Origin of the sequence: Janthinobacterium salmonicoloratum, assembly GCF_051380845.1 — a bacterium.
GTDB lineage: Bacteria > Pseudomonadota > Gammaproteobacteria > Burkholderiales > Burkholderiaceae_D > Janthinobacterium > Janthinobacterium lividum_F.
Genome location: NZ_JBNYXV010000001.1, coordinates 2,153,533 through 2,176,028, shown reverse-complemented (window position 1 = coordinate 2,176,028; position 22,496 = coordinate 2,153,533). Strand labels below are relative to the sequence as shown.

The 22,496-nt window shown below is 58.6% G+C and carries 24 protein-coding genes, 1 tRNA gene and 1 pseudogene; 16 read left to right on the top strand and 10 right to left on the bottom strand.

The window, feature by feature from the left end; translation table 11 throughout:
* Positions 1-210: 210 nt before the first annotated feature.
* On the top strand, positions 211-618 hold the full coding sequence (locus ACQ4WY_RS10060; RefSeq protein ID WP_436503861.1) for a Rieske (2Fe-2S) protein: 408 nt from the start codon (positions 211-213) through the stop codon (positions 616-618).
* Positions 619-674: 56 nt separating this feature from the next.
* Here the strand turns inward: ACQ4WY_RS10060 and ACQ4WY_RS10055 are convergent, their stop codons facing one another.
* Together ACQ4WY_RS10055 and ACQ4WY_RS10050 are read right to left on the bottom strand one after the other, a co-directional pair.
* Positions 675-1,736: a 3-deoxy-7-phosphoheptulonate synthase gene (locus ACQ4WY_RS10055; RefSeq protein WP_436503860.1), complete on the bottom strand. Its 1,062-nt coding sequence runs from the start codon at positions 1,734-1,736 to the stop codon at positions 675-677.
* Positions 1,737-1,876: 140 nt separating this feature from the next.
* On the bottom strand, positions 1,877-2,554 hold the full coding sequence (locus ACQ4WY_RS10050; protein ID WP_436503858.1) for a hypothetical protein: 678 nt from the start codon (positions 2,552-2,554) through the stop codon (positions 1,877-1,879).
* A gap of 158 nt (positions 2,555-2,712) precedes the next feature.
* Here ACQ4WY_RS10050 and ybiB point away from each other — a divergent pair, with 158 nt between their 5' ends.
* The 7 genes from ybiB (at position 2,713) to ACQ4WY_RS10015 (ending at position 10,831) form a co-directional block, all read left to right on the top strand.
* Positions 2,713-3,705, top strand: coding sequence for a DNA-binding protein YbiB (ybiB, locus tag ACQ4WY_RS10045; RefSeq protein ID WP_436503857.1), 993 nt, complete (start codon positions 2,713-2,715; stop codon positions 3,703-3,705).
* 56 nt (positions 3,706-3,761) lie between these two features.
* Positions 3,762-4,976: a BaiN/RdsA family NAD(P)/FAD-dependent oxidoreductase gene (locus tag ACQ4WY_RS10040; protein ID WP_436503856.1), complete on the top strand. Its 1,215-nt coding sequence runs from the start codon at positions 3,762-3,764 to the stop codon at positions 4,974-4,976.
* Positions 4,977-5,159: 183 nt separating this feature from the next.
* Positions 5,160-5,372, top strand: a complete 213-nt coding sequence (gene rpsU / locus ACQ4WY_RS10035; protein ID WP_008451879.1) for a 30S ribosomal protein S21 — start codon at positions 5,160-5,162, stop codon at positions 5,370-5,372.
* Positions 5,373-5,558: 186 nt separating this feature from the next.
* Positions 5,559-6,011, top strand: coding sequence for a GatB/YqeY domain-containing protein (locus ACQ4WY_RS10030; RefSeq protein WP_436503855.1), 453 nt, complete (start codon positions 5,559-5,561; stop codon positions 6,009-6,011).
* Between the two features lie 130 nt (positions 6,012-6,141).
* Positions 6,142-7,938 (top strand): DNA primase, encoded by a 1,797-nt coding sequence (gene dnaG, locus ACQ4WY_RS10025; protein ID WP_131685402.1) that lies wholly within the window; start codon positions 6,142-6,144, stop codon positions 7,936-7,938.
* A 464-nt stretch (positions 7,939-8,402) separates the two neighbouring features.
* Complete coding sequence (gene rpoD, locus ACQ4WY_RS10020; RefSeq protein ID WP_436503854.1) at positions 8,403-10,643, top strand: RNA polymerase sigma factor RpoD; 2,241 nt, start codon at positions 8,403-8,405, stop codon at positions 10,641-10,643.
* A 109-nt stretch (positions 10,644-10,752) separates the two neighbouring features.
* Positions 10,753-10,831, top strand: a tRNA-Ile gene (locus tag ACQ4WY_RS10015).
* 82 nt (positions 10,832-10,913) lie between these two features.
* Here the strand turns inward: ACQ4WY_RS10015 and ACQ4WY_RS10010 are convergent.
* A complete protein-coding gene (locus ACQ4WY_RS10010) occupies positions 10,914-11,057 on the bottom strand; it encodes a hypothetical protein (RefSeq protein ID WP_436504425.1) in 144 nt (47 codons plus the stop codon).
* A gap of 71 nt (positions 11,058-11,128) precedes the next feature.
* Positions 11,129-11,455, bottom strand: a pseudogene (locus ACQ4WY_RS10005) (helix-turn-helix domain-containing protein); the annotation flags it as partial.
* A gap of 109 nt (positions 11,456-11,564) precedes the next feature.
* Between ACQ4WY_RS10005 and ACQ4WY_RS10000 the strand changes: the two are divergent.
* From ACQ4WY_RS10000 to ACQ4WY_RS09980, 5 genes are all read left to right on the top strand, one after another.
* Complete coding sequence (locus ACQ4WY_RS10000) at positions 11,565-11,903, top strand: hypothetical protein (protein WP_436503853.1); 339 nt, start codon at positions 11,565-11,567, stop codon at positions 11,901-11,903.
* A 58-nt stretch (positions 11,904-11,961) separates the two neighbouring features.
* A complete protein-coding gene (locus ACQ4WY_RS09995) occupies positions 11,962-12,630 on the top strand; it encodes a hypothetical protein (protein WP_436503852.1) in 669 nt (222 codons plus the stop codon).
* Between the two features lie 164 nt (positions 12,631-12,794).
* The gene (locus ACQ4WY_RS09990; RefSeq protein ID WP_436503851.1) at positions 12,795-13,508 is read left to right on the top strand and encodes a hypothetical protein; all 714 of its coding nucleotides are present in this window, start codon (positions 12,795-12,797) and stop codon (positions 13,506-13,508) included.
* Positions 13,509-14,048: 540 nt separating this feature from the next.
* The gene (locus ACQ4WY_RS09985) at positions 14,049-14,507 is read left to right on the top strand and encodes a site-specific integrase (RefSeq protein ID WP_436503850.1); all 459 of its coding nucleotides are present in this window, start codon (positions 14,049-14,051) and stop codon (positions 14,505-14,507) included.
* Positions 14,508-14,669: 162 nt separating this feature from the next.
* Positions 14,670-15,005: an FKBP-type peptidyl-prolyl cis-trans isomerase gene (locus ACQ4WY_RS09980; RefSeq protein WP_436503849.1), complete on the top strand. Its 336-nt coding sequence runs from the start codon at positions 14,670-14,672 to the stop codon at positions 15,003-15,005.
* A gap of 16 nt (positions 15,006-15,021) precedes the next feature.
* Here the strand turns inward: ACQ4WY_RS09980 and ACQ4WY_RS09975 are convergent, their stop codons facing one another.
* Together ACQ4WY_RS09975 and ACQ4WY_RS09970 are read right to left on the bottom strand one after the other, a co-directional pair.
* Complete coding sequence (locus ACQ4WY_RS09975; RefSeq protein WP_436503848.1) at positions 15,022-15,498, bottom strand: DUF2726 domain-containing protein; 477 nt, start codon at positions 15,496-15,498, stop codon at positions 15,022-15,024.
* 97 nt (positions 15,499-15,595) lie between these two features.
* On the bottom strand, positions 15,596-16,309 hold the full coding sequence (locus tag ACQ4WY_RS09970; RefSeq protein WP_436503847.1) for a YjjG family noncanonical pyrimidine nucleotidase: 714 nt from the start codon (positions 16,307-16,309) through the stop codon (positions 15,596-15,598).
* A gap of 130 nt (positions 16,310-16,439) precedes the next feature.
* Here ACQ4WY_RS09970 and ACQ4WY_RS09965 point away from each other — a divergent pair, with 130 nt between their 5' ends.
* Positions 16,440-17,033, top strand: coding sequence for a DUF2947 family protein (locus ACQ4WY_RS09965; protein WP_436503846.1), 594 nt, complete (start codon positions 16,440-16,442; stop codon positions 17,031-17,033).
* A 7-nt stretch (positions 17,034-17,040) separates the two neighbouring features.
* On the opposite strand, the gene ACQ4WY_RS09960 is transcribed toward ACQ4WY_RS09965, so the two are convergent.
* Complete coding sequence (locus ACQ4WY_RS09960; RefSeq protein WP_436503845.1) at positions 17,041-17,532, bottom strand: DUF4265 domain-containing protein; 492 nt, start codon at positions 17,530-17,532, stop codon at positions 17,041-17,043.
* Between the two features lie 121 nt (positions 17,533-17,653).
* Between ACQ4WY_RS09960 and ACQ4WY_RS09955 the strand changes: the two genes are divergently transcribed.
* Positions 17,654-18,046 (top strand): GFA family protein, encoded by a 393-nt coding sequence (locus tag ACQ4WY_RS09955; RefSeq protein WP_436503844.1) that lies wholly within the window; start codon positions 17,654-17,656, stop codon positions 18,044-18,046.
* Positions 18,047-18,161: 115 nt separating this feature from the next.
* On the opposite strand, the gene ACQ4WY_RS09950 is transcribed toward ACQ4WY_RS09955, so the two are convergent.
* Together ACQ4WY_RS09950 and ACQ4WY_RS09945 are read right to left on the bottom strand one after the other, a co-directional pair.
* Positions 18,162-18,824: a hypothetical protein gene (locus ACQ4WY_RS09950; RefSeq protein ID WP_436503843.1), complete on the bottom strand. Its 663-nt coding sequence runs from the start codon at positions 18,822-18,824 to the stop codon at positions 18,162-18,164.
* 175 nt (positions 18,825-18,999) lie between these two features.
* A complete protein-coding gene (locus ACQ4WY_RS09945) occupies positions 19,000-19,719 on the bottom strand; it encodes a Crp/Fnr family transcriptional regulator (protein WP_035828139.1) in 720 nt (239 codons plus the stop codon).
* Between the two features lie 504 nt (positions 19,720-20,223).
* Here ACQ4WY_RS09945 and ACQ4WY_RS09940 point away from each other — a divergent pair.
* Positions 20,224-21,909 (top strand): methyl-accepting chemotaxis protein, encoded by a 1,686-nt coding sequence (locus tag ACQ4WY_RS09940; protein ID WP_436503842.1) that lies wholly within the window; start codon positions 20,224-20,226, stop codon positions 21,907-21,909.
* On the opposite strand, the gene ACQ4WY_RS09935 is transcribed toward ACQ4WY_RS09940, so the two are convergent.
* Positions 21,910-22,128, bottom strand: a complete 219-nt coding sequence (locus ACQ4WY_RS09935; protein ID WP_436503841.1) for an oxidoreductase-like domain-containing protein — start codon at positions 22,126-22,128, stop codon at positions 21,910-21,912.
* Positions 22,129-22,496 lie beyond the last annotated feature (368 nt).

Genomic DNA, 22,496 nt, shown 5'->3' with positions numbered 1-22,496 from the left:
GAAGGTGCTAAATAGGGAGGAGTAATCCGCCATTGTAAAGGAAAGCCGGGCACTCCACCGTGCGGCCGGCGCACCATTTCGGCGGCAGTGTGCACTTGCGCAGTGCGCCGCGGGCCGGTTTTGCCCGGGATGTTGGCTGCTTTGCGCCTGTGTCGGCACTGGCACCGCTCTTGCTTAGACAGGCGTGTGCCTTTCTCAAGGGAGCTAGCAATGTCGGAACAATGGAAAATGATTTGCCGCCTGAAGGACATGCCGCTGGCGGGCGTGCGCATGGTGCAGCGGGGCCTGGCCTGGCAGGACTTGCCCGGCGTGGCGCTGTTTCGCGCCCTGGATGACACGATGTACGCGCTGCTCGACACGGTGCCCGGCCTGGGCGGTCCGCTGGCGCACGGTGTACTGATGGAGAAAAACCTGATGGGGCCGAAGAACAGCTGGATCATCGAGCTCGATTCGGGCCGCCTGGTGGCGCCGGTGCAGGGCATGGCGCGTATGTACGCCGTGCGCATCATGGACGGGCGTATCTACCTGGACGTCAATGAACTCAATATCCCGGCCAGCAAGGCCGAACAGGCGCTGGCGGGATCGTTCGCCGTGCTGCCGCATGTGCAGATGGCATAATGAAGGGAAAAGCAAAAACGGCGCACAGGGCGCCGTTTTTCGTATCCGCGAGAGCCTTACGCCGGGCGGCTTAACAAGTGCGCATGCGCATCGCGCAGCATGGTGGCCGTCGTATCCCAGTCGATGCAGCCGTCGGTGACGGAGCAGCCGTAGGTCAGTTGCGACAGGTCTTGCGGGATCTTCTGGTTGCCGCCGATGATGTTCGATTCGATCATCACGCCCACCAGCGAGCGGTTGCCCTGGCGGATCTGGTTGACCACGTCGGCCATCACCAGCGGCTGCAGTTCCGGCTTCTTGTAGCTGTTCGCGTGCGAGCAGTCGACCACAAGGTTGGCCGGCAGCTTGGCCTTGGCCAGCGCCTGTTCGGCGATGGCGATCGAGACCGAATCGTAGTTCGGACGGCCATCGCCGCCGCGCAGCACGACATGGCCATACGCGTTGCCGCGCGTGCGCACGATGGCCACATTGCCTTCGGCGTTAATGCCCAGGAAGGAGTGCGGGTGCGCCGACGACAGGATGGCGTTGACGGCGATGCTGATGTCGCCATCGGTGCCGTTCTTGAAGCCGACGGGCGTCGACAGGCCCGACGACATCTCGCGGTGGGTCTGTGATTCCGTGGTGCGCGCGCCGATGGCCGTCCAGGCGATCAGGTCGCCCAGGTATTGCGGCGAGATCGGGTCCAGCGCTTCGGTGGCGGTGGGCAGGCCCAGTTCGCACACGTCGAGCAGGAACTGGCGTGCCTTTTCCATGCCTTCGTTAACCTTGAACGAGTCGTCCATGTACGGGTCGTTGATATAACCCTTCCAGCCCGTGGTGGTACGCGGTTTTTCGAAATACACGCGCATCACCAGCAGCATCGTGTCCTTGACTTCCTCTTGCAGCGCTTTCAAGCGGCGCGCGTAATCGAGGCCGGCGACGGGGTCGTGAATGGAGCACGGACCGACGACGATGAACAGGCGCTGGTCCTTGCGGTCGATGATGTTGCGCAGCGCTTCGCGGCCGCGGCTGACGGTGTCGAAGGCGCTTTCCGACAGGGGCAGCTTGGCGTGCAGTGCGGCCGGTGTCGGCATGGGCGCGAAGGAGGTGACGTTGATATTTTCGATGTCTGGCGTATTCATGATTCTGGCTCGGCTTTCGCTATTGCGTTCTTTAAGAGGCAATAGTGTAGCGGAAATGCGGCCTGGCGGCGGGGATGGGGCCAAAATGGGAATGCATCAGTTGTTTTTATGGCAGGGCCGGTACGCCGCCGCCTGTGCGCTCAATGGCCGCCGGCCAGGCTGGCGCCAAAGGTGTAGCGGGCGATGCGTTGGTAGTTGCCGGCCAGTTCAGGCGGTCGTGGCAGGCCGGGGTGGCGCCGCACATGTTCGAGGATGGCGCTTTCGTGCTGGCGTATCTGTGCGTCCAGGCAGGCGATTTGCTGGCGCACGAGGGCGTGCAGCGCATGCTGGCCCGCCCGCAGAGATGCATCGAGGCGCGCCGATTCCTGCTTGCGCACGCCTTCCATGGCGTGCAGGCGGCGCAGCCATAGCCGCAGTTCCACGTAGGCGGGCGAGGGCGGCGTCCAGCGCGCGGGGCGCCTGTCCTGGCAGTAGTTCGCCAGCACCGCGGCGCTGTGCGCCGCATCCTCGGGCAAGCCCTGGCCGCGTATGTATTCTTCCAGCTGCGCGGGCTGCGCATCGCAGACCAGCATGCCCATCTCGGCCAGCACGCGGGCCGGCGCTTCGCTGTACGGCATATCGAGGCGCATGCAGACGCGCAAGCCCATGACGGGCACGTCGTTCCTTTGCAGCCAGCTGCGCAGCCAGCGGTAGCCGGCCACGTCGTTTTCCAGTGCCTTGCACAGCACTTCGCCGCCCGAGAGCAGCACGGCTTTCAGCATCAGCTTGCTCGTTTCGATGCCGGCGAAGGCGCTTTCCCCTTTGTTTGCGTGTTCCATGATGAGTCCTCCCATGCAGCCTTATACGTAGCGGTGGCGCATTTGGATGCAGTCGCGATGCACATTTATCCAGGAAATAGCTTGAAAGACTGTTGCATCGGCGCCTATGGCCTCTTCCAGCCCGTCTGCAAGGGAAAAAATCCGTGTAAGCTGGCGCCATGACGACTGTTTCCATCCCCCATACCGATGTGGCCGGTGAGCCATTCCCCGCAGCACGTTTCATCAAAGAAATAGGACGCGGCAAGAACGGCGCGCGCAGCATGACGCGCGACGACGCCCGCGCCCTGTACCGCGCCATGCTCGAGGACCGCGTGTCGGACCTGGAACTGGGCGGCATTTTGTTATCGATGCGCATCAAGGGCGAATCGGTAGATGAGATTGCCGGCTTCCTCGACTCTGCCGAAGCGTCGTTTGCCCCGCTAGCCGCGCCGGCTGGTGAATTTGCCCCGATCATCATTCCCAGCTACAACGGCGCACGCAAGATGGCCAATCTGACGGCTTTGCTGGCGCTGCTGCTGGCGCGCGCGGGCGCACCCGTGCTCGTGCATGGCGTGACGAGCGACCCGGGCCGCATCACCACGGCCGAAGTGCTGGCCGCGCTGGGCGTGCCGGCCTCGCCGGACCATGCCCAAGCCGAGGCCGCCATGGCGCGCGGGGAAGTCGCCTTCCTGCCCGTCGAAGCACTGGCGCCGCGCCTGGCACACATGCTGTCGCTGCGGCGCGTGCTGGGCGTGCGCAATTCCACACATACCCTGGTGAAAATCATGCAGCCCTTCGCCGGGCCTGCCTTGCGCCTGGTGTCGTACACGCATCCGGAATACCTGGAAATGCTCGGTGAATATTTCCTGACCGCCTCTGATCCTGCGCGCGGCGACGCCTTCCTGATGCGCGGTACGGAAGGCGAGACGGTGGCCAACGCCAACAAGGCGCAGCAGATCGACTGGTTTCACGGGAGCGAACGCACGGTGCTGGTGGAAAAACAGTTGCTGGTGGAAGAGTTGCCGCATTTGCCGGCCGAGCGCGATGCGGCCACCACGGCCGAATGGATCACGGCCGTGCTGCGCGGCGAGGTGCCCGTGCCGCCATCGATCGCCGGGCAGGTGGAGCAATGCCTGATGGCATCGCGGCAGATTGCAGCACGGCCGCGCTAGCCGCGTCGCCGCAGTTTACAATGGCGTCTTTGTAATCAGCGGTGAGCGGAATTTTTATGGCAAAACAATTTGATGTGGCAGTGATCGGCGCGGGCGCGGCCGGCATGATGTGTGCGGCAGTTGCCGCCCAGCAAGGCAAGCGCGTGGTGTTGATCGATCACGCGGCCAAGCTGGCCGAAAAGATCCGCATCTCGGGTGGTGGACGGTGTAATTTCACAAATATTAACGCCACTCCACAAAATTTCCTCTCGGAAAATCCCCATTTCTGCAAGAGCGCGCTGTCGCGCTATACGCCGCAGGATTTCCTCGCGCTGGTGAAAAAATACCGCATCGGCTATCACGAAAAGCACAAGGGCCAGCAATTCTGCAATGAGTCGGCCGAGCAGATCATCGATATGCTCAAGGACGAGTGCGCCGCTGGCGGCGTGCACTGGCGTATGCCGTGCAAGATCGACAATGTTGTCCAGCAAGACGATGGCGGCTTCGTGCTGCAGACGGATAGCGGCGACATCGAAACGGCCGGCATCGTCATCGCCACGGGCGGCCTGTCGATCCCGAAGATCGGCGCCACGGATTTCGCCTACCGCATCGCCAAGCAATTCGATTTGACGATGGTCGAACCGCGTCCGGCCCTGGTGCCGCTGACGTTCGATGCGGCCAGCTGGGCGCCGTTCGCGGAATTGTCCGGTATCGCGCTGGAAGTCGATGTGGAAACGGGCAGCCTGAAAGGCCGCAAGGCAACGGGTGCGCGTTTCCGTGAAGATTTGCTGTTCACGCACCGCGGCCTGTCGGGTCCGGCGATCCTGCAGATTTCCAGCTACTGGCTGCCGGGCGAGCCCATCGTTATCAATCTGCTGCCGGAAGTGGACGTGGCGCAGACCTTGATTGAAGGCAAGGGCACCTTGAAGAAGCAGCTGGGCAATATCGTCGCGCAATGGCTGCCGCAGCGCCTGGCTGACTGCCTGCTGGCCGTCAACGGCCTGGCGCCGGACGCGCGCATCGCCGACATGCCGGACGCCCAGCTGCGCAAGCTGGGGCTCGCCATCAATGCCTGGTCCATCGTGCCGAACGGTTCCGAAGGCTACCGCAAGGCGGAAGTGACGCGTGGCGGCATCGATACGCGCGAACTGTCGCAGCAGACCATGATGGCCAATAAAGTGCCGGGCCTGTATTTCATCGGCGAAGCGGTCGACGTGACGGGCTGGCTGGGCGGCTACAACTTCCAGTGGGCCTGGGCTTCCGGCGTGGCGGCAGGTATTGCCTTGCAGTAAGCTACTCTGTAATATGGGGTTCTGGCGCCAGGTGCGCCGTCCCCGGTGCGTGGTTTACGCCACATTCCGGCAGCGACCGCAGGCTGCATGCCGCACGCAAGTGGGGGAGGGGCTTCCCTTTCCGAATAAAAGCTGCTACTATCTATCTCTTCCTATACACCACCTCAACGGTTTGAATTTTACATGACCACTATTCGCCTTAAAGAAAACGAGCCGTTCGAAGTCGCAATGCGTCGCTTCAAACGCACCATCGAAAAAACGGGTCTGCTGACCGAATTGCGCGCACGCGAATTCTACGAAAAGCCAACAGCTGAGCGCAAGCGCAAGCTGGCAGCTGCTGTAAAGCGTCATTACAAACGCATCCGCAGCCAACAACTGCCGAAAAAATTATTCTAAGACTGTTCAGTCAGAACCAACCCGGGTAGTTCGGCGCATTGTTCGCCACGGGTTTTGTTTTGATTCGCCTGGAGTGATACTTCAGATGAGTCGCATACCCGCTCCGGTTCGCCGCAGCGGGTTTTCGCTTTTGTGGCCGCCTGCGCGCACGAGCATCGAGCCCCACTTACCAACACGAGGATTGCCATGAGCTTGAAAGAACAAATTACCGAAGACATGAAAAACGCCATGCGCGCCAAGGACGCGGGCAAGCTGGGCACGATTCGCCTGTTGCTGGCGGAAATCAAGCGCAAGGAAGTCGATGAGCGCATCGAATTGACGGATGCCCACGTGATGGCCATCGTGGAAAAGATGATCAAGCAGCGCAAGGATTCGATCACCCAGTTCGAAGCCGGTGGCCGTGCCGACCTGGCCGACATCGAAAAAGCCGAGCTGGTGCATCTGACAGGCTACATGCCTGCCGGTCTGTCGGAAGAAGAAGTGGCAGCCGAAGTGGCTGCCGCCGTGGCCGCCTCGGGCGCCGCCGGTCCGCAAGACATGGGCAAGGTCATGGCCATCGTCAAGCCGAAGCTGGCTGGCCGCGCCGACATGACCGTGGTTTCCGCCCTGGTCAAGAAAGCCTTGACGCCAGCAGCGTAAGCATACAATAGTAGCAAGGGCTGCCAGCCGTCGCGCTGGCAGCCTGTTAACAGCCCACACGTTGACCTGGCTCAACCTCAGGCCACGTGCGGTAGTATAGTCTGACCTATAACAAGACCCGCCCTAGCCAGTGATACCTCAATCCTTCATTTCCGATTTGCTCAACCGCGTCGATATCGTCGATGTCGTGGGGCGCTATGTGCAACTGAAAAAAGGCGGCGCCAATTTCATGGGCTTGTGCCCGTTCCACAGTGAAAAATCGCCCAGCTTTACCGTCAGCCCCACCAAGCAGTTCTATCACTGCTTCGGCTGTGGCGCGCATGGCACTTCGATCGGCTTCCTGATCGAGTACTCGGGCATGGGCTTTGTCGACGCCGTCAAGGATCTGGCGCAGAACGTGGGCATGGTCGTACCGGAAGCGGACGACAAGATCCCGCCGGCCCAGCGCGCGCAGATCCAGGCGCAAAGCATGGCCCTGTCCGACGCCATGACGCAGGCGTGCGATTATTACCGAGGGCAATTGCGCCACGCGCCGGAAGCCATCGCCTACCTGAAGAATCGGGGCTTGACGGGCGAAGTGGCCGCTCGCTTCGGCATGGGTTTCGCGCCCGGCGGCTGGGACAATTTGCGCTCCGTCTTCCCCGACTACGACGTGGTGGCCCTGGCCGAGGCCGGTCTCGTGATCGACAAGGTCGATGAAGAGGGCAACAACCGCAAGCGCTACGACCGTTTCCGCGAGCGCATCATGTTTCCGATCCGCAATACCAAGGGGCAAGTCATCGCCTTTGGCGGCCGCGTGCTCGACCATGGCGAACCGAAATACCTGAACTCGCCGGAAACCCCCTTGTTTTCCAAGGGTTTCGAACTATATGGACTGTTCGAGGCGCGCCAGGCCATCCGCGACGCCGGCTATGTGCTGGTGACGGAAGGCTACATGGACGTGGTGGCACTGGCGCAGATGGGTTTCCCGCAAGCGGTGGCGACCCTGGGCACGGCGTGCACGCCCACCCACGTGCAAAAACTGCTGCGCCAGACGGATAACGTGATTTTCAGCTTCGACGGCGACAAGGCCGGCCGCCGCGCCGCGCGCCGCGCGCTGGAAGCAAGCCTGGCCCACGTATCGGACAATAAAACCATCAAATTCCTGTTCCTGCCGTCGGAACACGATCCGGACAGCTATATCCGCGAATTCGGCGCCGAAGGCTTCGAGCAGCAAGTGCATGAAGCCATGCCGCTGTCGCAATTCTTGCTGAAAGAAGTATCTGGCGAGCATGATCTGTCGGAACCGGAAGGGCGCGCCCGCGTGCAGTTCGACGCCAAGCCCCTGCTGCAGCTGATGGCGCCGTCGTCGTTGCGCCTGCAGATCGTACGCGGCCTGGCGCAACTGACGCAGTCCACGCCAGCCGAGATCGAAGCCCTGTTCGAGCTGGCGAAACCCGTTGCCGTGGCGCGCCGCGCGCCGCCGAAATCGGGCCGCCCCGTTCCTGTTGGGCTGGAATTGAAGATCATGCGCATGCTGGTGGCGCATCCGCCCCTGACCATGCGCATCGACGAGGCTGCCCTGACCGCTTTCCAGCACCTGGGACCGGACGCGGCCCACAGCCTGGGGCAACTGGTGGCTGTAGGTCAGGCGCTGGGCGAGCACGGCAGTTTTGCCGCGCTGGCGCAGCAATTGAAGGAGCTGGGCAGCGAATACGACGAGATCATCGGCGAGATCGCGGCCGGTACGGAATCCGATTACGACAGCGAATTGTCGTGGCTGGTGAGCACCATCCGCGAGATCAAATTGAATGCCTTGAAGGCGGAATTGCAGCAATTGTTTGCGTCGGGTTTGCCATCCGAGAAAATTGGTGTACGCTACCGCGAAATCATGCAGGAGCAAGGCGAGCTGGAGCGTGAGCGCGATGCCGAGTTGGTGAATCGATAACCTTGCTCTGGGGGTATGTCGCGCACTGGAAAAACATTTTTCGCGTGCTATAATTAAATGCTAAGTATTGTGTGCTTTGGCAAGCTAGTTCTGTTTCGTAAATAGTATTTGTTTTCAGTAAGTTAGGCTCTTGATCGGCGCGGTGGATCGTGTCGGCAGCCAGAGCCAACTGGCGTTTTCGGCGTTGCGGGCTTGGCTTGCAGACGCTGGCAAGCCGCGCCAGGCTCTCGCTCCCAACGCGGTCGATGCAGGAATTTTTGCCGAGGCGGCTGGCAACAGCCGGTGGACAGGAATTGCTGCGCTTCCCGCGGATCGTGGCCGATGAGGTGTAAGTAACGTAACAGTGTCGAATTTGCGTTGTCGGCAGGTTCGAAGATGGTGGTTCCCGCAGGTAGACAGGGAACTGGCAGCAAACTTTATCCTAATCCACCGTAAAGCAAGTCGTTGTGTAATCGAAAGCGCCTGTGCCAATCAAGAAACCCGAATCCAAAGCGGCTGTAAAGCCCACTAAAGTTACCACGAAAGCCGAAAAGGCGCTCGACCGGCCAGAAGCGCGCATCACCAGCGCGCCTGTGGTCAGCCAGACCACCGACGCTGCCACCCTGGCAGCCATCGATACGTCCGGCTATGTCTTGCCGTCGGTAAAAGTGCCAGGCCGCCGCGGCCGCAAGCCAAAAGAATTCCAGCCAGAAAATGATGAAGTCGCCGCCCTGAACGCCGTCGAGCGGGCCGAACTGAAGGCCGTCGACAAGGCGAAGGCCAAGGATCGCAAGGCGAAAGAGCGCGCGCTGCTGAAGGACGCTTTCTCGTCCGACACGGAAGCGAGCGAGGAAGAACTCGAGCGCCGGCGCCAGAAACTCAAGACCCTGATCAAGTTCGGCAAGGAGCGCGGTTTCCTGACTTACGCGGAAATCAACGATCATTTGCCCGAAAACATCGTCGACCCGGAAGCCATCGAAGGCATCATCGGTACTTTCAATGACATGGGCATCGCCGTCTACGAGCACGCGCCCGATGCGGAAACGTTGTTGCTGTCCGATAACGTTGCCGTCGTCACCAGCGATGACGAGGCGGAAGCGGCGGCCGAGGCCGCATTGTCGACCGTCGACTCCGACTTTGGCCGCACCACCGATCCTGTGCGCATGTACATGCGCGAAATGGGCTCGGTCGAGCTGCTGACGCGCGAAGGCGAGATCGAGATTGCCAAGCGCATCGAAGATGGCTTGAAAGACATGATCCAGGCCATTTCCGCCTGCCCCGTGACGATCGCCGAGATCATCGCCGCCGCCGACCGCATCGCCAACGAAGAGATCAAGATCGACGAAATCGTCGACGGCCTCGTCGATGAAAACGAGCCGGTCGCCGCCGCCCCTGTCGTGGCCGCTCCCGTCGAAGAAGATGAGGAAGAGGGCGAGGCGGAAGAAGAGGAAGTCGAAGAAGAGGAAGAGGCGAGCGCTTCCGGCGCGGCCGGTTTCTCCGCCGAACAGCTGGAAACCCTGAAACGCACGGCGCTGGAAAAGTTCGCCGTCATTTCGCAGCAGTTCGACAAGATGCGCCGTGCCTTCGAAAAAGAAGGCTACAACTCCAAGCCCTACGCCAAGGCGCAGGAAGCCATTTCGCAAGAGTTGCTGGGCATCCGTTTCACGGCCAAGGTCGTGGAAAAGCTGTGCGATACCCTGCGTGGCCAGGTCGACGAAGTGCGCCATATCGAGAAGCAGATTCTCGACGTGGCCGTGAACCGCTGCGGCATGCCGCGCGCCCACTTCATCAAGGTCTTCCCTGGCAATGAAACCAACCTCGACTGGGTCGATGGCGAAGTCAACGCAGGACACGCGTACAGCGCCATCTTGGGCCGCAACATTCCGACCGTCAAGGAACTGCAGCAGCGCCTGATCGACCTGCAGGCGCGCGTCGTCTTGCCGCTGCCGGACTTGCGCAACATCAACCGCCAGATGGCGGCCGGTGAAATGAAGGCGCGCAAGGCCAAGCGCGAAATGACGGAGGCCAACTTGCGCCTGGTCATTTCGATCGCCAAGAAATACACGAACCGTGGCCTGCAATTCCTCGATTTGATCCAGGAAGGCAATATCGGCCTGATGAAAGCCGTCGACAAGTTCGAGTACCGCCGCGGCTACAAGTTCTCGACCTATGCAACCTGGTGGATCCGCCAGGCCATCACGCGCTCGATCGCCGACCAGGCGCGCACGATCCGCATTCCCGTGCACATGATCGAGACGATCAACAAGATGAACCGGATTTCCCGCCAGATCCTGCAGGAAACCGGCGCGGAACCCGATCCGGCCACCCTGGCGATCAAGATGGAGATGCCCGAGGACAAGATCCGCAAGATCATGAAAATCGCCAAGGAACCGATCTCGATGGAAACGCCGATCGGCGACGACGACGATTCCCACCTGGGCGACTTCATCGAGGACAACAACACCCTGGCGCCGGCCGACGCAGCCCTGCACGCGTCCATGCGCGGCGTGGTCAAGGACGTGCTCGATTCCCTGACGCCACGCGAAGCGAAAGTGCTGCGCATGCGTTTCGGTATCGAGATGTCCACCGACCATACCCTGGAAGAAGTGGGCAAGCAATTTGACGTGACGCGCGAGCGCATCCGCCAGATCGAAGCCAAGGCGCTGCGCAAGCTGCGCCACCCATCGCGCTCCGACAAGCTGAAAAGCTTCTTGGAAGGCAACTAGAAGCCAATAGGGCTTGACGTGCGCCCCTGATACCCCTATCCTCGCGTGTCCGTTTCCAAAACGGTCGCGCGAGGCGGGCATCAACAGCGCCGCCACGCCGCAGTCCCTTGGGCCTCTAGCTCATGCTTGGTTAGAGCAGCGGACTCATAATCCGTTGGTGCCGTGTTCGACTCACGGGAGGCCCACCAGAATTTAGTAGGAGAATCAAGGGGTTACGTTAATTCGTAACCCTTTTTTTTTTGCGAAAATCATCAATGGTTCAACAGAAGTTCAACCGAGATTGATGCGTGCTAGAGGATTCAGGTGGCGCGTCTCTTGGAGGTGTTCTGGCGATAGGTGTGCGTATCGCATTGTCATAGTCAAGCTGTGATGGCCTAAGACCTTTTGTAACGCAAGAATATTGCCGCCATTCATCATGAAGTGGCTTGCAAAGGTGTGACGGATGTGCGTTTGCTAGCTGAATTGACCCTGTCAGTTTGACCCGCCCGCCATACCCTGGCGAACGCTGCAACCCGGTCGTACGACCCTCCAAAGCCCAACTCCTTTAGTTCTTCATGAAGCTGTTTCAAAGTGCGCCGCTGCTTGCGTGATTTGGCCGCCTCAGTCTTTAGTAGTCCCGAAAGCTGGAAAGCGTACTTGTCGATTGCGCTGGGCAAGCGCCTGTCTGCGTAGGAGGGCTCTGTCGTTTCCGAGCGCAGATAGCGTCGGACTGTGTTTCTTGAGATGCCAAGGCGTCTCGCGATTTCTCTTAGCGGGACCTGGTCACGAATGTGCCAGCGTCGAATAATGCCTAGTAATGCCACGTCGATCACTCCAATTCCCCACTCAATGTCATGAGTAGGATTGTGAATTAAACGTGGGTCAGTTTCGTGTGCAAATTATGCGGCAAAGTGGGTCAGTTTTCGGTGCAAATCAACACATATGGGGCAGGTGAACGTCCGTAATCCGAATGACTTCGGGTTCTCGATCAAGGGCGCACATCGTTTGGCTTCATATATTGCAAAGTACTGTGGTAAGGATATGCAGTGCAGGGAACTTAACAAGAAGCGTTATTTCGCATCAAAGGGCATTGTTGTGCCGGAGGTTCAATATTGGCGTCTGCCTCATTGTGTTTGCATGCTTGATGCGGTGCATGCTGCGTTTCGGATGATCGAGGGCCATGTGATGGAAGATTTGGTTACTTGGTGTAATAACGGTCTTGGGGTCGTGTACTTGGCCACTGCGCCGGGTATCCCTAAACCGAATGATGTTCCGTTTTAATTAATACGTGCATGGTAAAATTAAATTTTCTAATCCGTATTTCGTGTGAGGAGTTGAAATGGAAGATGAGCCGGATAAACTTAGGCGAAATACTGTGGTGCTGTCATCAATCGTGATGGTTGTTGGTTATCTCAATCTTAAGTTTCCTGAAAATCTGTTAGGGTTTGGAATTCCTGCGGGTAGTGATCATAAAGTATGGGTGTTGCTGCTCATTGTAAGTATTTATTGCATGTTACGTTTTCATTTTAGTGGTGATTCGATAACAATGCGAATTTCTTTCAGGCATAAAATGCGATCCTTGCCTACGGAAAAGCGCTATAAGTTAGTGATTTTTGCTGCCCATTTCCGCCGTTTATTTTTTAGAATCCCATGTTCGTATAACGCTGCAACATCATTCTTAGCGAATGAGGTTGATCGAAACCTTGAAGTTTTTGAATTGAAAAAAATCCACAACATTCACGTTGGGCCTTCATACGAAATATCTACTAACCCACGTGAGCAGAGAATGGATATTGCATTTTCGTATGTGGATAGGATACATGGGCTGCATCATTATAGTTTTAAAAATAATTTACAGCTTAGCCGTTTTGTTTTATTTTCCGCCAGACTGTTCGCAGGCTTGGACTTGTTAATGTCGCCTAAAAATGTTGTTGATTTATTTGTCCCATACGTAATGTTCATAAGCGCATTTATTGTATTAATAATGCGGATAAAGGGGTGGTGGTAACTATGGGTGGAAACTCAAGGCGCATTCAGAACTGGGCAGCGTTCTCTGGCAAGAAAGGCCCTGGATTTTGTGTAATCTGTGGCCAACATGGCGATCTTACCCGGGATCACGTGCCGCCGCAGGGTTGTATTCGGATTTCGAACAAGATATTAAGTCGCCTCGTAATGGAGGCAGGTACCGGGGAGGGGCAGCGGAATACTAAGTTGATCCAGGGCGGACTTAAATTTAAGACGTTGTGTGGCCGCTGTAACGGTGAGCTCCTGGGTTTGCGGTTTGATCCGGAACTTAAACATTTTGTTGATAGCATGAATACAGGAATACAGGAAGTTGCCTCAATTGTTGTGTTGCCTCGTATCGTGCGCGTGGAAGCAAATCTACATTTGGTGGCGAGGTCTGTAATCGGTCATGTTCTTGCTTCGCATTCGGTGTCTGACACGACGGCTTGGCGGGATGATATCGGTGCCTCTGAGGCGTTGCGCCATTACTTTCTCCATCCAGAATGCTCCTTTCCTGATGATTGGAGCCTCTACTGTTGGCCATATTTTTCCGGTAAACAGGTGATCTTGAAGCATGCGGGCTGGATGGATATTTCCTTAGTCAATGCGGGCGAAAAAGTTGTATATGGGCACTTGTTGAAGTTTTCACCGTTCGGTTTCTGGCTCGTGCATAAACGCCATACGGAATTTGTCATCAATGCGCATGACATTACGCCAGAGGGTGAGCTAGATGCAAGCAGGACCCCGATTTCCTTTGACCTGCGCCATGCGCCTCACTTTTTATATCCGGAAAATCCGTCGGGTCATCAAATGATGATTTTTTCTAACGATCAGTCGTCGGTTGCAGCGCCGATGGTCGGTGGAACAAAAGCGCGGAAATAGCATGTGATTCGGCTGGGTCTGGTCGTGCGCCGGACACGGATTGGTATTCGTTCTGATATAGTTTATTTATGGCAACATTATATGGGGCGCATAGATGGTAGTTGCTGGCTTGGTACTGGAAACTTTGACCGGTAAAACGTGGTGTGATGCGGTTGACCGCTGGATGGTCGAGAAGGCAGATAAGGCATCTTTGCATTCCGATAAGTGCATTTTTCGATGGCTTGAACCGCTCTTGTCTGGCTATGATATAAACGATATAAATCGTTCTGTTGTCGACGCCATCACGAAGAAAAAGCGTGCTACTGGTGTCAAGAATGGAACTGTCAATAGGACGTTAGCATTGTTGCGTTCTGTGCTAATCCGGGCCTGTGTCGATTGGGAGTGGGTTGATGCAATTCCGAAGGTTCGATTGTTGAAGGAGCCTGATCGTCGGGTGCGCTATTTGACTCATAGTGAGGCGTCTGCGTTATTGAATGAGTTGCCTGAGCACTTGTCGCATATGGTGCCTTTAGTCTGGCTACGGGGCTGCGCAAAGGGAACGTGATTGGCTTGTGTTGGTCTCAGGTCGATCTTGCGCGCCGGGTAGCCTGGATTCATCCTGATCAAAGTAAGACGCGCAAGGCTATTGTGGTGCCTCTCAATGACGATGCTATGCGTGTGCTTACATTGCAGCATGGCCGTCATGCGGTGCGCGTTTTTACGTACAATGGTGAGCCTGTAATTGCCGCTACAACGGCAGCTTGGTATAAGGCGCTTAAGCGCTGTGGTATTGATGATTTTCGTTGGCATGACTTGCGGCATACTTGGGCCAGTTGGCATGTGCAGCAAGGTACACCGTTGCATGTATTGCAGGAGCTAGGTGGTTGGCAGTCGGCTCAGATGGTGAGGCGGTATGCGCATTTTTCGGCGGGGCATTTGGCTGTTCATGCTGCCAATTTGCCGGTGTTGATGGTGACAAATCCTAGAATGCAAGTTGTGGGGGCGGAGGCTTCGGCATGATGATGTCGATGATGTGTCTCATAATCCGTAAGTGAAATGGTCGACTCACGGGAGGCCCACCAGAATTGAGCAGTAATAGAATGAGCCCCAGCGGGTGACTGCTGGGGCTTTTTCGTGCTGCCGTACAATCGCGGCATGGCGATTGATGAAGGATGAAACGAGATGACGGCTGAAGTGAAGATTGACGATATCGTGGTGGGCGATGGCAAGGCAGCGGCGCGTGGCGCGCTGATCACTGCCCACTACCGGGGCTGGCTGGAAGATGGCACGGAGTTTGACTCGTCGCATCAACGTGGGGAGCCTTTTCGCTGCGTATTGAGCAATAACAAGGTCATCCAGGGCTGGATTTTGGGTTTGCATGGCATGCAGGTCGGCGGCACGCGCAAGCTGTGGGTGCCGGCGGCGCTGGCGTATGGCGAGCGGCAGCTGGGCTTGATTCCGCCACATTCCAATTTGATCTTCGAGATTACGTTGCTGGAAGTGCTGACGCGCGACTGATGTTTGGATGGTGTCATCAGACAGATACGACGCCGGCTTTTTTCAGTAGCAGTTTTTCGACATCGGCCCGCAGTGCCTGCTGCGTGGGAAAGTTTGCATAACGCAAGGTCACATAGCCGGCCAGCCTGAGCATGGCGTCGCGCTCCTTGTCGTGGCGTTCGCGGCCGGCGTGGCTGCAGTCGTCGAGCTCGATAACGGCGAGGACATTCAGTTGCTTGCTGCACAGGAAAAAATCGGCCACCTTGCGGTCGAAACGGTTTCTGTCTGCCCATCCCTTCGCCGTCACCAGCGCGGAAAACGCCACTTGCGCCAGCACGGTGCATTCCGGCAAGGCCGTTTGGAGCAGGTGGTACATCTGCTTTTCGCGCGCCGTCATGACGGATTTTCTTTGCAGCCTCAGCGGCTTGTGGGACTTGGCCGCCTGGCGCTTGGCCAGCATGACAAAGAACAGGATCAAGGCCGCGAAGGCGAGCAGGACGATGAAGGGAGGCATGGGCTGGCACCAGGATGGACGAGTCCTGATGGTACGCGAGTAGTGGCGTGTTTTCGTGCCGCTACCGGCGTATTTCAGGCAGTGTGCTTGTGGTAGATCAAGCCTGTTTTAGCTTGACTTGCATCATGTCCAGCGCCGGCACGATGTCATGCAGGCTGGCTACTTCATAGGTGGGGATGGCGGCCGAGGTATTGGCCATGCTGTCCGGGTTGAACCAGCAGCTGTCGATGCCATAGCGGTTGGCGCCGAGGATGTCGGCGTCCAGGCGGTCGCCGATGATGACGGAGGTGTCCTTGCTGAACGTGCGCGCCATGTTGGCCGCGTATTCGAAGAAGCGCACGTCCGGCTTGGCGTGGCCGCATGCTTCGGAGGTGGCGACGAAGGAGATGTAGTCGCTCAAGCCGGATGCGGCGATACGGCGGTTCTGGATGGACTCGACGCCGTTGGTGATGATGCCCACTTCACCGATACGCGACAGCGTTTCGCACACTTGCTTGGCGCCATCGATGAGCACGACCGTGTCCGGCAGGGAGTCCAGATACAAACGGCTGGCCAGCTCCGGGGCGATGTCGATGCCGTTCAGTGCAAACGTCTTGCGGAAGCGCTCCACCTTCAGGAAATCCTTGCTCACGTCACCTGTCTCGAAACGTTTCCACAGGTCGACGTTGATCGCCTGATACTGGGAAAACAGCTCATCAATGACGTCGCGCAAGCCCAGTTCGTGCATGGTGTGCAGGAACGAACGTTTTTCAGACGCCCTGAAATCGAGCAGGGTATCGTCGAGGTCAAACAGGAATAGCTGGTAGCTCATGGTATGTATTGAAAGCGTGGAAATCTATCTTGCATCGTAGCACGTAGCGCTGAGTTCGGTTGGCCCTTGCCTGTGCGGGCGGTCCGCTACAATTGCTGCCAGAACTGTTACCCTCACTTCACTCCGGCTCATGACCCAGCTCTCCGTCAACGTCAATAAAATCGCCCTGCTGTGCAATTCGCGCGGTAGCAACTCAATCGTAGGGGGCTTGGGCGGCTACGCTGACCGGCCACTGCAGCCGGAGCTGGACTGGCCGTTCTTCGATGCTGATTTTTCCATGTCGGCAGAGATACTGGCGCAGGTGCACGCGCTGACGCCCCACGCCGCGGCGCAGCTGTGGACGCGCCATGTGTCGGCCCAGCCCGACGAGACGCACCCCATGCAGCTGCACAAAGGGCATCGCTTGCAGCCGACGGTATCGGGGCCGGACTGGCTGGCCGAGTTTGATGCCGTTTCCGGGGAGCACCCCGCCCAGCAGGGCCGCGTGGCCGCGTTTCTCTCTTCCCACTTTCATGCTGCCGGGACGGCACCCGTGTTTTTCATGGCCAGCCGGGCGCTCGCCTATGCGTTGACACCGGCCGCGCTTGCCGCATGCTGGCCTTGCTTGCTGGCCATTTCCGATGAGAGTCCCTTGCTGTACCAGCCAGTGACAGGCAAGTTCGTCTGGTGTCGGCCACATGGGGCGCTGGCGGCTGGCGAGGAGAGCTTAGAGTCAGATTCTTGAGTGGCAATTACATATCCACCCACCAGTTGAGCAAGGTTTCATCATCGTCGTCGTCGAGGTTGACGTAGATATTGGCGAAGTACCATTCCACGCCCGTCGCTGTGCGGAAGGCGTCGAAGGGGCCGTTGACGTTGTAGATGCCGTGGTGTCCCGGCACGCTGAAGGTGAGGTTGCCCTTGTACTGGCCATCCATGGTGCCGCCCAGCTGGTTTTGCACATCGCGTTCGAGCTGGTCCACTGCTTCTTGCGGCACGTTGTCGGCATAGATCTGAATGCAGAAGTTGCCGCCACGTTTTAATACTTCGGCGGGGGCGAGCGGGTCGGCGATGTTGACGATGTCGCCGCGCGCCAGGTTCAGGGTCAGGCCGGGCGAGGCCAGCAGTTCGTAGACGTGCTCGTCAATCTGGCGCGCGGGCAGGGTTTCATATACGGGTCCCTTGCTGTTTTCGCCTGCCAGTACGCGGATGTGCGGCAAGCCTTCGCAATTAATGTCTTCCATTCATTCTTTCATAGTGCCGGCGCGATGCGCTGCGGGTCGCGTCGGGTTGAGGTTTATGGCAATATTGTACCGGGTACGTGTCAGCTGGCGGGGTACGCAACGTTACGAACGAGGAGAGGCAATGGAGAAGGTGATGCGGGCAGGTGGCTGCCTATGTGGCGCCGTGCGCTTCGAAGTGACGGGCGATGGCAGCAATCCGCACAGCTGTTCTTGCCGAAATTGCCAGCAGCATACGGGCGCGCCGTCGGTGGCGTGGATGGAATTTGCGCGCGATCAAGTGTGCTGGACGGGCGCGGCCGGTGCGCCGGCCACCTACCGTTCTTCCGAGTATTCCAGCCGGGCCTTTTGCGCCGCCTGTGGCAGTTCCATCGGCGCCATCGACGATGCGCCCACGGTGGCCTTGCTGGTGGGCAGTTTTGATGACCCCACCCAGGCGGCCTTTGCGCCCGAATATCACTCGTTTGAAGATGTCAGGCCGGGCTGGTGGCCGGCCGCCACCATGGCGGCTGATTAGCCGCGCCAGGCTCGCTGCACTGGCCTGCGGTACTTGTCAGGTACCCAGGATATGAAAAAGGCACGCCGTGGCGTGCCTTTTATCTTGCCTGGCGGTTTGGCGTCAGGCGGCGTGCTTAGAAGCGGTAGCTGGCGCTGATTCGCAGCACCGGATACGCCTTGAAATCCTTGACCTTGTCAGCCAGTTTTTCGTTTTCAGCGGCAACGTCCGTTTTCAGGACGGCGCATACCAGCGGGTCGCAGCCGGTGTTGCGCAGCGAGGTTTTCGGCGAACCCTGGAACAATACGCCGATGTCGCTGGAAATGCCCCAGCCGGCCTCTTTCACCGGGTTGCCCCAGCCAATGCCGATGTAGGGTGCGACCTTGCGGAAATCGATGGTGCCGTCCAGTTGGCCCGCGCTGGCTGCCGTATAGGTGTTGCCGTTCAGTGTGTAGCTGCCGTTTTTGTTCGGCTTGCCTTTGGCATCGATTTTATTGCCGTTGTACACGACGCCGGCGCTCACGCGGAAGGCGCCGTCCATGGGGAAGTAGTCGAGCAGGGCGTCGAAGGTGCGCAGCTTGAGTTTCAGCTTGTAGTCGACATCGTCGGTGCTGGAGTCGTAGGAGTAATTCAGGAAGCCGACGCCAAAACGGGCATTCAGATTCGATTGCAGCGGCACGCTCAGGTGCGCGCCGACGCCAGTCGTACCCACGTCGGCGGCGATGGCCATTTCTGCCTGGGCTTGGCTTGCGCAGAACATGCCAGCCAGCAAGGCGGCGATCAGGTGATGCTGTTTCATGCTTACGGACTCCAGTCGTTAGTCTAATCACGCGATAAATATACCAATGGAAACTAAAGTTTCCATTGGGTAATTTCAGCGGGAATGATAGAGGCTGGATTGTTGCAAGGCAAGACGAAGTGGAAAATGGTGATGCAAGGTGTTGCTTTTCTGTCGCCCCACCTTGCAACGTGGCTTAATTGTGTGCGCTGATGCCGCTGCGGAACTGTTCGAAACCGGCGCGCGCTGCTTTGTAGCAATTGCCGGCGGCCGCTTCCAGGCCTTCGCGGTCGAGCACTTCGACCGTGCCCCGGCGATACTGGATCAAGCCTTCGTCCTGCAGCTTGCGAGCCGTGACGGTGACGCTTTCGCGGCGCACGCCCAGCATGTTGGCCATGGTGTCTTGCGTCACCTTCAACTCGTTCGACAGCGAACGGTCAAGGCGGTCCAGCAGCCAGCGGCACAGTTTTTGTTCGATGCTGCAATGACGTCCGCCCACCACGTTCTGCGCCATTTGCGCAAACATGGCGCTGGTATAGCGCATCAGCAATTGCGCCAGCGCGCCGCCTTCATTGAACACTTCGCGCAAGAAGGCTGTTTTCAGGCGGTAGCCGTAGCCGGCCGTTTGCACGATGGCCGTGCAGGTGGCGCGCTCGGCTTCGTACAGCACCACGCCGGCCACGCCTTCGCGGCCGATGACGGCGATCTCGGTGGTGGCGCCGTCTTCCATCACATACAGCAGGGAAACGATGGCATTGGTGGGGAAGTACGTGTATTCAATCTTGCCGCCGCAATCGAACAGGTGCTTGCCGGCAGGCAAAGCGACCAGTTCCAGTTGGCAAAACAAGCGCTCCAGATCGGCGCGCGACAAGGCGCGCAGCAATTCATTCTGTTGCGCGCCCGTGATGCTGATCATGGGCGTGGCGGGAGTGGCCTGCCAGTTGTGCTGGGTGGCGGTATGGCTATGCGTTGCTGGGGTCAGGTTGCTATAAGCTTTGTACATGGTAGGGCCTCGTCTTCTGATTTTGTTGGATGGCGCTGCTTTTCTGGCTTGCTAGCGTTGTTCTGAATCTTGTATCCACTATAGAACCAGGGGCCGCAGACGGGCATCGGATGAGCCGACGTGCTTATGTAGGCTAGGAACATTGCCTCGTGTCATCCGACTCCTACGCCTGTTCCTTCATTTTTCCCAGTGAACATAACGGTGTCCGGGCAAAAAATACGCCACGCTGCTCGCTACCCGCGAACTTTGGCCGCATGCAGCGATCAAACCACTCTACGCCGCAGGACGACGGTGATAAAATGTTGCATTGCGGAAATTTGAAGATGCTTGCCTTGGTCGCCTCACCGCCCGCGCCGTGCCTTTGCGAGTGCGCGACTGTCTTGTCCCGTTTACCCGTTTAATGAAGGAAAGCAAAGCATGAAATGGTTCTTTGATCTGAAAATTGCCACCAAGCTGATCTTGTCGTTTGGCGCCGTGCTGCTATTGACAGCCGCGCTGGGCGTGTCGGCGATCTTTTCCATGGCGCGCATCAATACCGCGTCGACGGACCTGTCCGCCAACTGGATGCCAAGCGTGCTGGCGGCGATGTCCATGCGCAGCGATGTCAGCGATTTCCGCCGCTGGGAACTGGCGCACATGCTGGCCGCGCAGGATGCCGACATGGCGCAGAACGAAACGCGCATGACGGAAACACAGGCCAAGCTGAAGACCGATGCCGACAAGTACCGCAGCCTGATTTCCGAACCGGGCGAGAAGGAAGTGTTCGAGCGCTTCCTGGTGCTCAACGATGAATTCATGCGCCTGCATGCAACCATGCTGAGCTTGTCGCGCGAGATGAAGAAGGAAGAGGCGCGCGCGCTGGCCGTGGGGCCGTCCGCCAAGGTCATGGCGGACATGATGGTGACCCTCGATAAACTGGTGTCGATTAACACGGATGGCGGCGTGCGCTCGAGCGCAAGCGCCGATGCAACCTATGCGGCCTCGCGTGCCAGCCTGATCGGCTTGCTGGTGGGCATCGTCGTCATTGGCATGCTGCTGGCGCTGTGGGTGGCGCGCAGCGTGGCGCGTCCGCTGATCGAGGCCGTCGGCGTAGCGCGCCAGGTGGCGGCCGGCGATTTGACGGCGCATATCGTTGTGCAATCGCAAGACGAAACGGGGCAATTGATGCAAGCCCTGAAAGACATGAATGCCAGCCTGCAGAAACTGGTGGGTCAGGTACGCAGCGGCACCGATACCATTGCCACGGCGTCGAGCCAGATTGCCGCCGGCAACCAGGATTTGTCGTCGCGCACGGAAGAGCAGGCCAGTTCACTGGAAGAAACGGCCTCGTCGATGGAAGAGCTGACCTCGACCGTGAAGCAGAATGCGGACAATGCGCGCCAGGCCAACACCATGGCGCTGACCTCGTCGAGCATCGCCATCGAGGGTGGCAAGGTCGTCGGCGAAGTGGTGGGTACGATGGCGTCGATCAATGCCTCGTCGCGCAAGATCGTCGACATCATCGCCGTTATCGACGGCATTGCTTTCCAGACCAATATCCTGGCCCTGAATGCGGCCGTCGAAGCGGCGCGCGCGGGCGAGCAGGGGCGCGGCTTTGCCGTTGTGGCTACAGAAGTGCGCAACCTGGCGCAACGCTCGGCCGCAGCGGCCAAGGATATCAAGGTCTTGATCGGCGATTCGGTCGAGAAAGTCGAGGCGGGATCGAAACTGGTGGACCAGGCGGGTCGCACGATGGATGACATCGTGGCCAGTATCACCCGCGTGACGGACATCATGAGCGAGATCACTGCCGCCAGCAGCGAGCAGAGCGCCGGTATCGAACAGGTTAACCAGGCTATTGCCCAGATGGACCAGGTGACGCAGCAAAATGCGGCCCTGGTCGAAGAGGCGGCGGCAGCGGCCGAATCGATGCAGGAGCAGGCCGCCAGCCTGAGCGCTGTGGTCAGCATCTTCAAGCTCGACGTGGCCAGCGCCTCTGCAACCCGGCCGCGCGCGCCCGTCACCGTCAAGACGCCGGCAACCGTGGCGCCGGCAGCGGCGCCGCGTCAACTGGCCGGCACGGCGCGTCGCGCGGCGCCAGTCGATGAGTGGGAAAGCTTCTAATTAAGCGCGCTTGCGCGGCTTCTTGATGCCTGCGGTGGCGGGTGGGGCAGCGGCTTGCTGGCGCTGTTGCCACGCCCTCAGGGCCTCTTCGTAGGCGGCCAGGTCTTCCTGGTACATTTCCAGTACGCAAAAGGTACAACCGCTGTGGCAACACTCGTCATTGCCCGGTTTGCAGGGCGCTTGCGGCTGTGGATCGTGGGGTAAAGGCGGCGTGGGCATGTGAGGGCAGGGACGGTGGAGCTGGCATCGGAGCTGGCATCGAAGTTGGCATCATACGGCATCCCGGCGTGCCGTTGCTGGAACGCTTTTTGCTCAAAAATCACGTTTTCCGTGTACAGTTGCGGTGAATTAGGGTATCGTTTACAGCACTGATATTGTATCTTCTGCGCGCGATGTTCCGCCGGCGCGATCTCCGCCGCCATCGCAGCACATCTCTTCGACGCTCCCGCATACGCCATACAGCATGTCCCGGAGCACAGAGGTGCCGCAAGAACAATGATCCATGGCTTGCAAGACGGAGCTGCCTGTGCCCCGAAATGTTGTTTATTGAGAAAGCATGGCTTCCGCAGTGCGGAGGCACACCAGAA